At 43.8% G+C, this 15,055-nt stretch carries 15 protein-coding genes; all 15 read left to right on the top strand.

Going from position 1 to position 15,055, the window contains the following annotated elements; all coding sequences use genetic code 11:
* The first annotated feature begins 106 nt into the window (after window positions 1–106).
* Complete coding sequence (locus ACH2DQ_RS22685) at window positions 107–697, top strand: anthranilate synthase component II (RefSeq protein ID WP_394915957.1); 591 nt, start codon at window positions 107–109, stop codon at window positions 695–697.
* Window positions 690–2,042, top strand: a complete 1,353-nt coding sequence (gene pabB, locus ACH2DQ_RS22690) for an aminodeoxychorismate synthase component I (protein ID WP_394915956.1) — start codon at window positions 690–692, stop codon at window positions 2,040–2,042. Before ACH2DQ_RS22685 ends, pabB begins: the two co-directional genes overlap by 8 nt.
* A gap of 33 nt (window positions 2,043–2,075) precedes the next feature.
* Window positions 2,076–2,726 carry an HAD family hydrolase gene (locus ACH2DQ_RS22695; RefSeq protein ID WP_394915955.1) on the top strand — a complete coding sequence of 217 codons (651 nt, stop codon included), beginning with the start codon at window positions 2,076–2,078 and terminating at the stop codon, window positions 2,724–2,726.
* A gap of 101 nt (window positions 2,727–2,827) precedes the next feature.
* The gene (locus ACH2DQ_RS22700) at window positions 2,828–3,547 is read left to right on the top strand and encodes an aminotransferase class IV (RefSeq protein ID WP_394915954.1); all 720 of its coding nucleotides are present in this window, start codon (window positions 2,828–2,830) and stop codon (window positions 3,545–3,547) included.
* Between the two features lie 68 nt (window positions 3,548–3,615).
* Window positions 3,616–4,035: a protease complex subunit PrcB family protein gene (locus ACH2DQ_RS22705; protein ID WP_394915953.1), complete on the top strand. Its 420-nt coding sequence runs from the start codon at window positions 3,616–3,618 to the stop codon at window positions 4,033–4,035.
* Window positions 4,036–4,110: 75 nt separating this feature from the next.
* The gene (locus ACH2DQ_RS22710) at window positions 4,111–5,679 is read left to right on the top strand and encodes an SPOCS domain-containing protein (protein WP_394915952.1); all 1,569 of its coding nucleotides are present in this window, start codon (window positions 4,111–4,113) and stop codon (window positions 5,677–5,679) included.
* A gap of 134 nt (window positions 5,680–5,813) precedes the next feature.
* On the top strand, window positions 5,814–6,689 hold the full coding sequence (gene ispE / locus ACH2DQ_RS22715) for a 4-(cytidine 5'-diphospho)-2-C-methyl-D-erythritol kinase (RefSeq protein WP_394915951.1): 876 nt from the start codon (window positions 5,814–5,816) through the stop codon (window positions 6,687–6,689).
* A 52-nt stretch (window positions 6,690–6,741) separates the two neighbouring features.
* Window positions 6,742–7,416 carry a GntR family transcriptional regulator gene (locus ACH2DQ_RS22720; RefSeq protein WP_394915950.1) on the top strand — a complete coding sequence of 225 codons (675 nt, stop codon included), beginning with the start codon at window positions 6,742–6,744 and terminating at the stop codon, window positions 7,414–7,416.
* Between the two features lie 177 nt (window positions 7,417–7,593).
* A complete protein-coding gene (locus ACH2DQ_RS22725; protein WP_394915949.1) occupies window positions 7,594–9,075 on the top strand; it encodes a spore germination protein in 1,482 nt (493 codons plus the stop codon).
* Window positions 9,076–9,093: 18 nt separating this feature from the next.
* The gene (locus ACH2DQ_RS22730; RefSeq protein WP_394915948.1) at window positions 9,094–10,185 is read left to right on the top strand and encodes a GerAB/ArcD/ProY family transporter; all 1,092 of its coding nucleotides are present in this window, start codon (window positions 9,094–9,096) and stop codon (window positions 10,183–10,185) included.
* Window positions 10,182–10,835, top strand: coding sequence for a hypothetical protein (locus tag ACH2DQ_RS22735; RefSeq protein ID WP_394915947.1), 654 nt, complete (start codon window positions 10,182–10,184; stop codon window positions 10,833–10,835). The genes ACH2DQ_RS22730 and ACH2DQ_RS22735 overlap by 4 nt, the downstream gene beginning before the upstream one ends.
* 139 nt (window positions 10,836–10,974) lie before the next feature.
* The gene (gene spoIIR, locus ACH2DQ_RS22740) at window positions 10,975–11,613 is read left to right on the top strand and encodes a stage II sporulation protein R (protein WP_394915946.1); all 639 of its coding nucleotides are present in this window, start codon (window positions 10,975–10,977) and stop codon (window positions 11,611–11,613) included.
* A 132-nt stretch (window positions 11,614–11,745) separates the two neighbouring features.
* On the top strand, window positions 11,746–12,567 hold the full coding sequence (locus ACH2DQ_RS22745) for a purine-nucleoside phosphorylase (RefSeq protein ID WP_394915945.1): 822 nt from the start codon (window positions 11,746–11,748) through the stop codon (window positions 12,565–12,567).
* A gap of 160 nt (window positions 12,568–12,727) precedes the next feature.
* Window positions 12,728–14,122, top strand: a complete 1,395-nt coding sequence (locus ACH2DQ_RS22750) for a BMP family protein (RefSeq protein ID WP_394915944.1) — start codon at window positions 12,728–12,730, stop codon at window positions 14,120–14,122.
* Window positions 14,123–14,127: 5 nt separating this feature from the next.
* A partial coding sequence (locus ACH2DQ_RS22755; RefSeq protein ID WP_395028446.1) for an ABC transporter ATP-binding protein occupies window positions 14,128–15,055 on the top strand: 928 nt, incomplete at its 3' end.

Below are 15,055 nucleotides of genomic sequence, written 5' to 3' on the forward strand. Positions count from 1 at the left end.
ACGGACCTTTTGAGCTTGTTTGAAAATTCATTCCTGACAGAAAACAATTTTCAAACAAGCTCCAGGATAACGACTTGCTTTCAAAAACGAAAGTGAGGAGAGGTCTATGTTTTTATGTATTGATAATTATGATTCTTTTGTGTACAATCTGTCAGCTTATTTTGAAGAGCTGGGTCAGGAAATTCTGGTAGTGCGAAATGATAAGGTGAATATAGAGGAACTTGCCGGTATGAAACCGGAGGGAATTGTCATTTCACCGGGTCCGAAGAACCCCAAGTCAGCGGGTTTATCCAATGAAATTGTTCAGAAATTCATAAATGAGATTCCAATATTAGGTGTATGCCTTGGCCACCAGGTGATAGGCTATTCTTTTGGTGCGGATATTGTAAAAGGCAAACGACCCATGCACGGAAAGGTTACGAAAATCCGCCACAGCGGGAAAGGGATTTTTCGTGGGCTGCCCAGGGAATATGGGGTAACCAGATACCATTCCCTGGTAATAGATAAGGGAACGCTATCTCCTGATTTTCAGGTGGATGCCTGGACAGAGGATGGGGATATAATGGCAATTTCCCATAGAAAGGCGCCAGTTTATGGCGTTCAGTTTCATCCGGAGGCAGTGCTGACCGATTACGGACATGAACTTTTAGGCAATTTTGTAAATATCAGCAAGGACTGGGGGTACAGAAATGCTTAGGAAAATCCAGAAATTAGAACCTTATATTCCCATTCAGGATATTCATGGGGTATTTCAAAATGAAACGGATACAGTATTCCTGGATTCCTCCCTGCAAAATAAGCTTGGCAGATATTCTATTATCGGGCTGTATCCCTATCTGAAGCTGGTGAAGGGAGAAGCTTTTACGGTAAATGGAAAGCCATCCGATGTTACCTTCGAACAATTTATGAGGAATTATCTCAGGGAAAACAGAGAAGAAAATACAACAGGACTTCCGATTATATCTGGGGCAATTGGTTATTTTTCATACGATTACGGAAGAAAAAAAGAAGGGGTTAAGGCAAAAGATCCCATGGAAACCGATATCCCGGACTGCATTTTGAATTTTTATGATGTATTTATTATAGAAGATCATGAGAAAAAGGAAGTCACGCTGGCAGCAAATGGGAAATTAAAAGACAGCAGCATTCGTTTGGAAGAACTGAAGAAATCTATTTTTAATGGCATACGTATCGAACGTGCCACAGGAGAGAAAAAAGCGATAGAGGTCATTCCTAATTTTCAAAAAGAAGAGTATTTAAAAGCAATTGATGATATGATAAGATATATTATCGAAGGTGATATCTATATTGCGAATATGACCCAGCGGCTGACCATAAAAAGCGGTAAATCCCCTTATGAAGTATTTCGTAAGCTGCGGGGGAACAATCCTGCTCCTTTTGGCGGATATCTGAATTATGGTGATTTTCAGGTGATCTGCGCATCTCCGGAGCGGTTTTTGCAAATGAAAAAAGGGTATGTGGAAACCAGACCCATTAAAGGCACCAGAAAAAGGGGAAGTACACCCGAAGAGGATCGGATGCTGAAGGAAGAGCTGGCGGCTTCAGAAAAGGATAAAAGTGAGCTGCTGATGATTGTGGATCTGGAGCGGAATGATTTAAACCGGGTGTGCAGACACGGAAGCGTACAGGTAACGGAGCTCTTTACCGTGGAAGAATATGCCACTGTCTTCCATCTGGTCTCCAATATCACAGGAGATTTAAAGCCTGGAATGACAGTGATGGATTTAATAGAAGCGGCATTTCCGGGAGGTTCCATCACCGGAGCGCCCAAACTTCGTGCCATGGAGATCATAGACGAGCTGGAACATGGCAGGCGGGGCCTGTATACCGGTTCCATCGGTTATCTGACGTTGGACGGAGACTGTGATTTTAATATTGTGATTCGGACTGCCGTGCACAAGGATGGCGTCTACCATTTAGGTGTGGGGGGTGGAATTACCTACGAATCGGAACTGGAATTTGAATATGAAGAGACGCTGCAAAAGGCAAAAGCAGTACTGGAGGCATTAGAGACTGTTTAAAACACGCTCTAATGCAGCGCAGAAAGGGTTAATATGGATAAAAAATATATGCTGTTTGATCTGGACGGTACGTTGACAGATCCTCAGGAAGGCATTACTAATTCCGTAGCGTATGCTTTGGAACAATATGGAATCCATGTGGAGGACAGGTCAACTTTAAATAAATTCATAGGTCCGCCGCTGAAAGATTCTTTTATGGAGTATTACGGATTTGCAGAAGACCGGGCAGAAGAAGCCGTATGGAAATACAGAGAATACTTTAACGAAGACGGCATATTTGAAAATAAAGTTTATCCCGGCATTCCTCAGATGCTGCAGCGTTTAAACGATCAGGGGAAAATACTGATCGTGGCAACCTCAAAACCCACTGTTTACGCAAAGCGGATTCTGGAGCGTTTTGAGCTGAACCAGTACTTTGCGGATGTGCAGGGAAGCGAAATGGATGGCAGGCGTACAAAAAAAGAGGAAGTAATCAGCTATGCCCTGGAACAGAATCAAATAACAGACAATGAACAGGCTGTGATGATTGGAGACAGGGAACACGATATCATCGGCGCAAAAAAATGCGGTCTGGACAGCATAGGGGTCTTGTTTGGGTATGGTTCCAGGGAAGAGCTGGATGGCTGTGGAGCAGATCAGATTGTGGACACCGTAAAAATGCTGGAGGATTTATTGATCAGGTAAGCAGCCTGCATCTTCGTGGAAAAGAAAGTTTGTATATGAAGTTTGCAGATGAATGTGCAGATAGATTTTTAATATAAGAGAAAATATGGGCGGAGTAAAATATGGATATCAGATTAGATGAAGGATACTGGTTTGGTCTTGGCGTGTTTGAGACGATAGCCGTAGAAAATGGAAAGGCAGTGCTCCTTGAGGAACATTTGCAACGTCTGGAAAGGGGAATCCGCGAATTCAATTTGAAGATGGACGCAGATAAAGCGCAGATTGCAAGATATCTGGAACAGCATCCGATGGCACACGGGGTGATGAAGATAGCGGTATCGGATGAAAATATGATCCTGACCCACAGGCAAAATCCCTATGGTGCCCAACAGTTTCATAAGGGCTTTCGTGGAATGTTCAGCAGGGTAATACGAAATGAGACATCTTCCCTTACCTATCATAAAACTTTGAATTATGGGGACTGTATTCTGGAGAAAAGGAAAGCCTTAGAAGATGGTTATGATGAGTTTGTTTTCTGCAACAGCAAAGGAGAAATCTGTGAAGGAACATCCAGTAACATTTTTTTCGTAAAAGATCATGTTGTTTATACACCTGAATTATCCTGCGGACTGCTGCCTGGTATTATAAGAGGCTATTTGCTGGAAACGGAAAACATTGTGGAAACGGTAATTCTGCCCCGGGAGATCTCCGGTTATGAAGAATGCTTTCTGACAAATTCCCTGATGGGCATCATGCCGGTTACTTCATTAGATGGATATACCTTTCCCAAAAGAGAAATTGCCGACACATGGAACCAAAAGTTTTGGAAGAATATGGAATAATATGAATGTTCCCTTGCTCATCCTGCATAAGATATGAATAATAAGGCAAAGAAACGATAGGAGAGCAAGTGAAAAGAATCAAATCCATTACCATCAGTATCTGTTTTCTGCTGACACTATGCCTTGCAGGAGGCTGCGGTACCAATGATGACAGCGATAAGGGAAAAGTAAAGGATCTGGATTTTACCGTAGTAAGCCCGGAAGAAATCCCGGAAGAACTGGCACAGGCAATCGAAGAGAACAAGAAGTCAGAAATAAAGATGACCTATCAAAGCGACAAATACCTGTATATGATCCGCGGTTACGGAGAACAGAAAACAGGCGGCTACAGCATTCAGGTGGATGAGTGCTATTTGACGGAGGACGGTATTATGGTACATACCAGCCTGATCGGTCCGTCACATGAGAAGACGATCCAGCAGGAACCGTCATATCCATTTGTAGTTATTAAAATTCCATATATGGAGGGTTCCGTTACTTTTGAATAAAAAGACAAAGCCTTCCACATAATTTACACCCTCCCGGCATAAAATTATAAGAGACCATGCTGGGAGGGATTTTTTGTGGAATTATTAAAAAAGAATATTCATATGAATCATGAAAAAAGCAGAGCATCCAGCCAGGTAACCCTGGAGGAAGACTACAACGTATCTGACAGCAAGCCGGATGTGGGAAAACTGATACAAAAGAAAGCAAATATCAAATTAGATGATATGAAGGTAAGTACGGACCATGTGCTGTTAACGGGGGCACTGGAGGTTTGGGTACTGTATGTGGCAGATACGCCGGACAGACAGATACATAGGCTGGAATCCAAGATTCCGTTTGAAGAGCAGATGAATCTGGACGGCGTGGAGCCGGGAGACAATATCTGCCTGAAATGGGATGTAGAGGATATCTCCGTATCCCTGATCAATTCCAGGAAGCTGAGTATGAAGTCGCTTCTTTCCTTCAATGCATCTGTGGAGGAGCTGTATGATGCACAGGCTGCTGTGGAGATTCACGGGCTGGGTGATATTAGTACAAAGTCCAAGAACCTGGAACTGCTGCAGTTATCAGTTCAGAAAAAAGATATTTTAAGGGTAAAAGATGAAATTGCCATTCCGTCCAACAAGCCGAATATCCAGGAAATGCTCTGGGAAAATGTCCAGCTTCGGGGAACGGACATCCGTGTTTTAGACGGTCAGCTGGATATTAAAGGAGAACTCTTCATCTTTGTGCTTTACGCAGGAGATGACGAAAATGGTACAAAACAATGGCTGGAAACCGTGCTGCCTTTCCAGGGAACGGTAGACTGTCCGGGATGTGCCCAGAATATGCTTGCCAATGTGGAAGTTTCCCTGGCTTCGGCAAATCTGGAGGTAAGGCCTGATTATGACGGAGAAGAGCGCCTGGTTCAGGTAGATGTGGTTCTGGATCTGGATATCCGTCTCTATGAAGAGGAAAAGGTACAGATTCTGGAAGACGTTTACACCCCGGTGAAGGATCTGATTCCGGTAACGATGGAACAGGTATGTGAAAGCCTGGTAGTAAAGAACTTCTCCAAATGCAGGGCAAGTGACCGGATGCGAATGGAAAGCAGCCAGCCAAGGATGCTTCAGATCTGCCACAGCCAGGGTGAAGTCAAAATTGATGACACCAGTGTAACAGAAAACGGAATAAAAGTGGAAGGTGCCGTGTTTATAACCATTTTGTATATTACATCGGATGACACGCTGCCATATGCCCTGATGGAAGGCGCTGTGCCATTCCAACACGTGATAGAAGTGCCGGAGATTGATAATGACTGCCGGTTTACGCTGCAAAGCGAGCTGGAACAGCTGTCCACCACCATGATTGACAGTGAAGAGCTGGAAGTAAAGGTATGCGTAAACCTCAATGCAATGGTGATCCGTGTACACAAAGAACAGTGCATTATTGATGTGGAAGAACACGATTTAGATATGAAGAAGCTTCAGGAGCTGCCGGGCATTGTAGGATATATTGTGCAGCCGGATGACAGTCTGTGGAGCATTGCAAAACAATATTATACCACTCCGGAGCGTATCCGGGAGTTAAACGAAATTGAAGAGGAAGAGGTTTCCCCGGGTACATGTCTGCTGGTTATGAAGGCAGTTGAGAATTTGGGTTGATGTTTTGACAAAAATTGTTAAGTCTTAGGAAATTTTGTTGAATTTTAGTGATTTACCATTGACTTTTGTGTATGAAATGAGATACAATATTGCTAATCGAAATAATTGTATACAAAGTGCAACGGGGGTACACGATGAGAGAGATGAAATTAAAGGCTCTTGCAAAGATAAATTTGGGCCTTGATGTGGTACGGAAAAGAGAAGACGGATACCATGAAGTACGAATGATTATGCAGACAATTCATCTGTATGACCAAATCCGGATCTCAGAGCGACAGAAACCAGGAATTAAAGTTAAGACAAATCTGTATTATCTTCCGGTAAACGAAGATAATCTGGTGTATAAAGCAGCGAAACTTCTGATGGATGAATTTGGGATAAAAAAAGGGTTGTCTATTAATTTGAAAAAATTCATTCCTGTAGCGGCAGGAATGGCGGGCGGCAGTTCTGATGCGGCGGCTGTAATGGTAGGCGTGAACCGTTTGTTTAAACTGGGGCTTACCAAGGAAGAGCTGATGGAACGCGGGGTGAAGATAGGTGCGGATGTACCGTATTGCATCATGCGGGGGACAGCACTGGCGGAAGGAATTGGGGAAAATCTGACCACCCTGCCGCCGATGCCCGCATGTCATATATTGATTGCCAAGCCTGGTGTGCATGTGTCTACGAAATTTGTTTATACGACGCTGGATGCGGGTGAGATCGCGGACCATCCGGATATCGACGGGCAGATTCGGGCATTAGAGGCTGGCGATCTGAAAAAAGCGGCGGCTCTTATGAAAAATGTTCTGGAAACGGTTACGGTTCCGCAATATCCCATCATAGCGGATATTAAAAATATAATGTTGGAACATGGAGCGTTAAATGCCATGATGAGCGGAAGCGGTCCAACTGTTTTTGGAATCTTTGATGATAAGAAAGCAGCGAAAAAAGCTTATGACGTATTATATGAAGGGGAGCTTGCAAAGCAGGTTTACCTGACCGGTATTTTTAATAATCCGGTAAAATAGTCACAGAAGAGATGTTATGGATACACAACAGGATAGGTATGGAGGTCTACCAATGAATGAAAATTTTCACATAGATATGAATGAATATCTGCCACTGCGGGATGTGGTTTTTAATACGCTTAGAAATGCAATTTTAAAAGGTGAATTAAAGCCGGGCGAACGCCTGATGGAAATTCAGCTTGCACAGAGACTGGGGGTAAGCCGTACTCCGGTAAGGGAAGCTATTCGAAAGCTGGAATTAGAGGGACTGGTTCTGATGATTCCAAGAAAAGGCGCCGAAGTAGCCCAGATAACCATCCGGGATCTGGAAGACGTTCTGGAAGTACGATGTGCGCTGGAAGAACTGGCAGTGAAAGATGCCTGTGACCATATCACGGACGAGCAGCTGATCGAGCTTAAAAAAGCGGCAAATGATTTTAAGCGCTCATTGGATGGAACAGATATTATTGATTGTGTCAAGGCTGATATGCATTTTCATGAAATTATTTACGATGCAACGAATAACCGCAGATTGCTGCAGATCTTAAGCAATCTTAGGGAGCAGATGTACCGCTACCGTATGGAATACCTGAAAGACCGTTCCATGCATAAGAATCTTCTGGAGGAGCATGATGCAATCCGCCGTGCTCTGAAAAAGCATGATAAAGAAAAAGCGGGCAATGCGATTCATATCCACATTGAAAACCAGAAAGAATCAATTATCAATAGTCTTCATGAAAAAGAATAAAATGTAAATAATTACATATGCTACACCTAAAAGGATAAGAATCTTCTTATCCTTTTTTTGTGGCCTTACAGCGTTGTGTTGCGTTGCACTACATCAGGCGCTGAGTAAGTGTGTGAAGCGTATTTTCAGGAATATTTTCTGGCACACTTTGGTTGAGGTTAAGATAGGAGGCTAAATATGAGTGATAATGTTTCCACACGTCTATCGGATAATGAAGCGAAGATAAAAGCCTGGTGTGAAAATTGTGATGATATTATCATCCGTCCCATGCGGTTGGGGCTTCCGCCGAAGGTAGACTGCCTTGCGGTATTTATCGAAGTAGCGGTAAGCAATATGCTTCTGGAAGAATCCATGATTGGACGTTTGTTAATTCAGATGCAGGAAATGTCACCGGAAGAAATCCGGCGCACGGTAAATGAAGACGGACTGGGAATAACCGACGCAAAAGAACTTGCAACCATGGAAGAGGCAATGGCAGCCATGCTGGCAGGAAATGCCATTTTCTTTATCGATGGATATGATAAAGCCCTGAAGGTGAGCAGCAAAGGATATCCGGGGATGGGCGTATCCAAATCCGAGTCCGAAAAAGTTCTGAGGGGTTCCAAAGAGGCATTTACAGAATCCGTTAAATTAAATGCGGCACTGGTGCGTAAACGTGTCCGGGATACCACGATGAAGATCAAAGAGCGTCCCATTGGAAGGCGTTCCAATACCATGACAGCCATTATCTATATGGATGGGCTGGTCTATCCCGATTTACTGGAAGCTATGGAACAAAAGCTGGATTCTTTTGAAATCGACGGGATTATGGACAGCGGTGTAATCGAACAGCTGACGGAAGATACCTGGTATTCGCCATTTCCCCAGTATCAGACAACGGAACGCCCGGATAAAGCAGCCATGGCAGTTTTGGATGGAAGGGTCGTGCTCCTCAGCGATAATTCTCCCGAGGCATTAATTCTGCCTACAACCATAAATAGCTTTTTCCAGACAAGTGATGACTATTACCGTCATTTTGGAATTGTTTCTTTTTTGAGAATTATTCGTTTTGTTGCGGCGTTTCTGGCGGTTTCCCTGCCGGGGCTGTATGTGGCAGTTACCAATTACCATACCCAGATACTTCCCACGAACCTGATTCTTTCTCTGGCGGAGGCAAGACAGGGGGTGCCGTTTCCCAGTGTAATTGAGGTGCTTCTTCTGGAATTATCCTTTGAACTGCTGCGTGAGGCGGGGGTGAGGATGCCGGGACCGATTGGAAATACAATTGGTATCGTAGGCGGACTGATTATCGGACAGGCTGCAGTCAGTGCGAACCTGGTAAGCCCCATCGTTGTTGTGATTGTGGCGTTGACCGCACTCAGTTCCTTTTCCATTCCCAATGAAGAACTTTCAGAAGCTCTGCGGCTGATTAAATACGCCATGATTCTGGGATGTGCTTTTTTTGGCATACTGGGGCTGGTGTTAGGCTGGTTTGTCCTGTTAACACACCTGAGTGCGCTGAAAAGTTATAATATCCCATATCTCATGCCTTTTGTGGCAGCAGATGTCAACCAGGGCAGGGATAAGAAGGATGCACTGGTGCGGGCACCCTTAGACAGACTGAAAAGCCGCCCGGTCTTTGCCAGGAGGCAGTCCAGAACCCGGTTAAAAATAAAGTGATAAAGAAAGGAAATGCTCATGTTTTCCAATAACCAGAAAATTTCGGTACGACAATTGAAAAGGCTTTTAGTCATGGACTGGATTGGTAAAATAAGCTTATTACTGCCCCGGTTTATTGTGCAGTCAAGCGGAAAAGATTTAATATTAAGCCTGATTCTGGGAGTTGGGATTACGGCAGTATATACCTGCATTGTCTGTTATCTAAGCCGTTATATTACCAGGAGCTTTGGCGGTTATGTGGAACTCCGAATGGGAAGGGCAGCATCATTTGCGCTGTGTCTGGTCTACTGGAGCTATATGTATGTGAATCTGCTTTACATCACCCGGGTATTCGGTGCCGTCACCAGGCAGTATATGCTTCCGGAACTGAATGAAAATATTCCATGTATGCTAATGCTGCTGGGCGGATTCTATGCTTCCATGGATCCCAAAGAGCGGCGGGGACGCATCGCAGAAGTGCTTTATCCCTTTGTGCTGATACCGCTTCTCATACTTCTGGTGATAGCATCCACCGGCATTAAGAGTGAATATTTTACTTATGAGGCAGCTGCCTTTGATGCAGTAACAATGAAGCAGAGTTTTCAGGTATTTGCCGCATTTGGAGGAGTGAGCCTGATTCTGTTTGAGGCACCCTTTATACAAAAAAGCGGATTGCGTCTGAGGACTACCTTAAAGGGGCTGATGGTGACGGCAATCGGCGTCGGAGCGGCAATAGTTATCGGCATCGGTTCGTTTGGGGATCAGGGAATGAAGGCGTTAAGGTGGCCGGTTGTTACTCTGACAAGTAATGTCGATATTCCGGGAGGCTTTCTGCAGCGGTTTGATACGATCTTTTTAGCGCTGCTTCTCATGAGCTTTTTTGTAGCAGCAAGTACGGGAATCTTCTATTTAAATCTGATTTTTAAAGAGATGTTTAAGCAGCCGGAAGAAAAACAGAACCACCTTTTCATGCTGCTGCTTAGCGCTGCAGGTGTTCTCTGGTGCAAAAATGTAGATATCGCCCAAAAACTCTTTTTAACCGTAAACTGTTATCTTCTGATACCGATTATGGCAGGATTTACCGTGATCTGTGCAATACTGGAGTGGGAGAAAAGGAGGCGCAGTAATTGAGAAAATTATTTGTGACAATCGCTATGGCAGCATTACTGCTCTGCCTGTCCGGGTGTACCAAAAGAGAACTGGAAGACCGTTATTTCCCGTTGGCTGTGGAAGTGCATAAGGAAGAAGAAGGTTTCCGGATCGAATATGCCCTGCCGAATATGGGAGAAGAAACCGGACAGAAAAAGGGCGGAGAAGAAGAAACCGAGCAGGAAGAAAAGGATACGAAAGAAGAGAGTGCCACCGGGAAAACCATTGAGGATGCAGCGAAAGATTATGCGTCCTATGTAGATAAATATATTGACTCCGGACATACAAAGGCAATTATCCTGGGACCCGAAATGCTGGAAGACCCGGAAACCAGAAAGGAAATGCTGACTTATTTTGAAAATCATCCTACTTTTGCAAGAAGCATTTCCATATTTGTATATGACGATGAAGGAGAAGAAAGCCTGGTTACCAAAACCGCCTCTTCTGTGGATTCGCTGGGAACCTATCTGCAGGATCTTATTAAAAACAACCCGGATAAAAAGGGCATAGGTAAGACACTGGGAGATTTATTGAATTTCTGGCATAACAATGAAGAAAAAGTCACTATTCCACAGGTCCACCTGAAAAAAGATAAACCGGTAGCAGACGGAGAATATACAACTCAAAAATAATGTGGATAACCTTGTTTAAAACCCTCAAACCTGTGAATACTTTTATTGTACCAAAGCATTTGTCAAACACGCTCTGGTTAGTCCCATCGCCATAGGCGATTCATTGGAACAATAAATAAACAGGAGGGTACATAAAATTATGAATATAATAAATTGTTTTTATCAAAAGTGGTATCTTGTAATCGGAGGTCTGGGAATTGGGGCAGGTATTCTGATCTGTATGTTTCTCGTGGGAAGAATGACCCAGGAAACATCTCTGCAGAAGGGAATTGCAGATGAAATCATACGTTTTCATGTCATTGCAAACAGTGATACCGATGAAGATCAGGCACTTAAAATGAAGGTGAAAAATGAAGTGGTGGCATACATGGAAACAATTTTAAAAGATGCCCATTCCATCGACGCCACAAGAACCTGTATCAAAGAAAACATGGATAAAATCCAAAATAAAGCAGTGGAAATCATAAAGAGGGAAGGCTATGCATATCCTGCTAAAGCCAGCCTTACCTGGTGCTATTTCCCAATGAAATCCTATGGTGATATTACATTTCCGGCAGGAGATTATGAGGCGCTGCGCATACAGATCGGAGAAGCAGAAGGGAAAAACTGGTGGTGTGTACTGTATCCAAACCTCTGCTTTATCGATTCCATACATGCAGTGGTACCGGAGGATGAAAAAGAAGAGCTTAAAAACGTGCTGACGGAAGATGAGTATGACAGTTTATTTTCATGGAAGAAGAGTGAGTATAAGATTGGGTGGAAGTATCTGCCGTTTTAGATTGCCTATGCGTTAACCTGATCGTTTATGTCAATTGACTTTTCCTCCGGTAAAACTTATTATAGAAACAAAGGCATACACACCTTTATAACCTGTGAATGATAAGCAATAATTGAACAAGGAGGAAACAACATGAATCCAGTATATGAAAAATTGTTAAAATGTTACGAAAGTTTTCGCCAGAAAATAAATTTCACACCCAGGGCAGCCTTGGTTCTTGGTTCGGGACTGGGAGGATATGCAGATGAAATCCAGGTGGAAGCAGTTCTGGATTACCATGACATAGAAGGGTTCCCGGTATCCACGGTGCAGGGGCATCAGGGCAGGTTTATCTTCGGATATGTGGGAGAAGTACCGGTTGTTGCCATGCAGGGCAGAGTCCATTATTATGAGGGGTACCCCATGACAGATGTGGTGCTTCCGGCGAGACTGATGAAGATGATGGGAGCAGAGATCCTGTTTTTAACAAATGCGGCAGGCGGCGTCAATTATGATTTTAAAGCCGGTGACTTTATGATGATCACCGATCAGATATCCGATTTTGTTCCATCACCGCTGATAGGACCGAACATCGATGAACTGGGTCCCAGATTCTGTGACATGAGCCAGATCTATGATCACAAGCTTCAGGATATCCTGCGCAATACTGCAAAAGATCTGGGCATTGACTTAAAAGAAGGGGTATACATCCAATTATCGGGACCTAATTTTGAATCCCCCCAGGAAGTGAAAATGTGCCGGATTCTGGGAGCGGATGCGGTTGGAATGAGTACAGCCTGTGAAGCAATTGCTGCGAATCACATGGGAATGAAGATCTGCGGTATTTCCTGTATATCCAATCTGGGATGCGGTATGACAGAGACACCGCTGAGCCATAGTGAGGTTCAGGAGACGGCTGACCGTGTGGCACCGCTTTTCAAACAGTTGGTGACAGAAGCGATTAAACGTATGTAGAACCTGAATTTCATAACCAGTACGTGCAGATATCAGAGCGCAATTTCAAAACACGCTGCGGTCAGCGATTTTAAAGTATAAGAAATCAGATAGTGAGGAACACTAATCGAAAAGAGCAGCATCAATATAGATACTGCAGATTCTGGTTAGGAGGGTTACTATGAAAAAATTACTATCTGTATTTCTTTGCATTTGCATATTAGGATGCGGTCTTGCGGGATGCGCAAGCAATAATAATACTGAGAACACAAAGCAGACGGAGGCAAAAGAGACAGCGGGCAATGAATCCGCAGCAATAGAGTCGGATGGAAAAGAGCCAACGGGCAATGACTCGGGAGCAAAAGAGTCGGATGGATCCGCAGCAAATGGAACAGATGAAAATAAGTCAGACGGAAACAGTGCGCTGAAAATTGCAATTGTTACAAGTGGATCCGGGGTGGATGACGGAACATTTAATCAAAATATCTACAGCGGCATCCAGTCATTTATTGAAAAATATCCGGATTCTGCAGTAAAGCCGGTTCAGGAGTCTTCCGGGGACAGCGCAGCTGCAGTCACCGCTGTTGCGGATATTGCCCCGGACTATGATGTAGTTGTCTGCTGCGGGTTTCAATTTTCCCAGATTGCAGAAACGGCCAAAGACAATCCTGATGTAAACTTTATTCTCGTTGATTCCAATCCGGCATATGAAGACGGCAGTGAAGCAGATCTTCCAAATATCTGTGCCATGACATTTGCAGAACAGGAAAGCGGATTTATGGCTGGAATGGCAGCGGCTTTGGAATCCAAAACGAAGAAGGCTGCATTTATAGGCGGGATCGCTTATCCGTCTAATGTGAATTATCAGTATGGATTTGAATCAGGTGTAAACTATGCAAACCAGCAATATAATACCGGTGTGGAACTGGTGGAGCTCCCCTCTTATTCCGGAACAGATGTGACCAATCAGGCTGTAGGCGGAAATTATATCGGCAGTTTTGCTGACCAGGCTACCGGAAAAGTGATTGGAAATGCATTGATTAAAGAAGGATGTGACATTCTCTTTGTAGTTGCCGGAGATTCCGGAACGGGCGTTTTTACGGCAGCAAAAGAAGCAAATGATGTAAAAGTTATAGGCTGCGACACGGATCAGTATGATCTGGGTGCAAAGGGAAGTGAAAATATAGTACTCACTTCTGCAGTAAAAGTCATGGGAAAAAACGTAGAGAAACAGCTGGAAAACATTGCAAAGGGCAATTTTAAAGGCGGAAATTTCGTGATGAAAGCCGATACTGATTCAACAGGATATGTGAAAGAAGCAGGAAGAAATCAGCTCTCTGAGGATTCTATTGCAAAGTTAAATGAAGCTTATGCAGGGATACAAAGTGGCGAGATCATTCCGGCAGCGAATTTTAATAACATCACACCGGATGATTTTCCGGGGTTGACGTCAAAGACCACGATGCAAACAATGGGGCATCAAATTTACAGTACAGCGAGCTGCGGGGGTTTTAACCCTCGAGGCAGCCGCCAGGACCATGCAAGCTTAGCTTTGGCTCGTTGCCAGCAGGATTAACAAATATGGAATCAGAATACATCGTTGAGATGAAAAATATTACAAAAAGGTTTCCCGGGATTACAGCTAATGAAAATGTAACCCTCAAAATAAAAAAGGGCGAGATTCTTGCCCTTTTAGGTGAGAATGGAGCAGGAAAATCAACGCTTATGAGCATGTTGTTTGGAATGTATGAACCTGATGAGGGGGAAATATATGTCAGGGGAAAGAGGGAAGTGATCTCTTCCCCCAATTTTGCATCCCGGCTGAATATTGGGATGGTGCACCAGCATTTTAAACTGGTAAGCGATTATACGATCACAGAAAATATTATTTTGGGAATAGAGCCCAGAAAATATCTGCTGGGGTTTATTCCGGTTGTCAATAAAAAGGAAGCCAGTGAAAAAATTGCCGGAATTTCCGAAAAATACGGTCTGAAGGTAAATCCGGAGCAAATTATAGAAACGGCAGACGTATCGGTGCGGCAGCGTGTGGAAATCTTGAAAATGCTTTACCGGGAGGCGGAAATCCTGATCTTTGATGAACCTACAGCAGTGTTAACACCACAGGAAATTCAATTTTTAATGAAGATATTAAAGGGGCTGCGGGAAGACGGAAAAACAATCATTCTGATTACCCACAAACTAGAAGAGATCAAACAGGTGGCAGACCGGTGTGCAGTATTATGCAGGGGCAAGCTTACCGGGATTTTTAACGTTTCCGAAATTTCAACGAGCCAGATGGCAAAATTAATGGTAGGGAGGGAAGTTAACTTTACGCCTCCCAAAAAACCATCTGATTTTAAAGAATGTATATTAAAGGTAGATCACCTTACGGTTAAAAATGAGACAGGTTTTGAGGTGGTTAATGACGTATCTTTTCAAATACGCCAGGGAGAAATATTTGCCATAGCAGGAGTCTCCGGCAATGGTCAGATTGAGTTAGCGGATGCAA

The sequence above is a fragment of the Robinsoniella sp. genome, from assembly GCF_034124845.1.

Coding starts and splice junctions, on each gene's coding strand:
- ACH2DQ_RS22685 (WP_394915957.1), top strand. CDS start 107: ATGTTTTTATGTATTGATAATTATGATTCTTTTGTGTACAATCTGTCA.
- pabB (WP_394915956.1), top strand. CDS start 690: ATGCTTAGGAAAATCCAGAAATTAGAACCTTATATTCCCATTCAGGAT.
- ACH2DQ_RS22695 (WP_394915955.1), top strand. CDS start 2,076: ATGGATAAAAAATATATGCTGTTTGATCTGGACGGTACGTTGACAGAT.
- ACH2DQ_RS22700 (WP_394915954.1), top strand. CDS start 2,828: ATGGATATCAGATTAGATGAAGGATACTGGTTTGGTCTTGGCGTGTTT.
- ispE (WP_394915951.1), top strand. CDS start 5,814: ATGAGAGAGATGAAATTAAAGGCTCTTGCAAAGATAAATTTGGGCCTT.
- ACH2DQ_RS22720 (WP_394915950.1), top strand. CDS start 6,742: ATGAATGAAAATTTTCACATAGATATGAATGAATATCTGCCACTGCGG.
- ACH2DQ_RS22725 (WP_394915949.1), top strand. CDS start 7,594: ATGAGTGATAATGTTTCCACACGTCTATCGGATAATGAAGCGAAGATA.
- ACH2DQ_RS22730 (WP_394915948.1), top strand. CDS start 9,094: ATGTTTTCCAATAACCAGAAAATTTCGGTACGACAATTGAAAAGGCTT.
- spoIIR (WP_394915946.1), top strand. CDS start 10,975: ATGAATATAATAAATTGTTTTTATCAAAAGTGGTATCTTGTAATCGGA.
- ACH2DQ_RS22745 (WP_394915945.1), top strand. CDS start 11,746: ATGAATCCAGTATATGAAAAATTGTTAAAATGTTACGAAAGTTTTCGC.
- ACH2DQ_RS22750 (WP_394915944.1), top strand. CDS start 12,728: ATGAAAAAATTACTATCTGTATTTCTTTGCATTTGCATATTAGGATGC.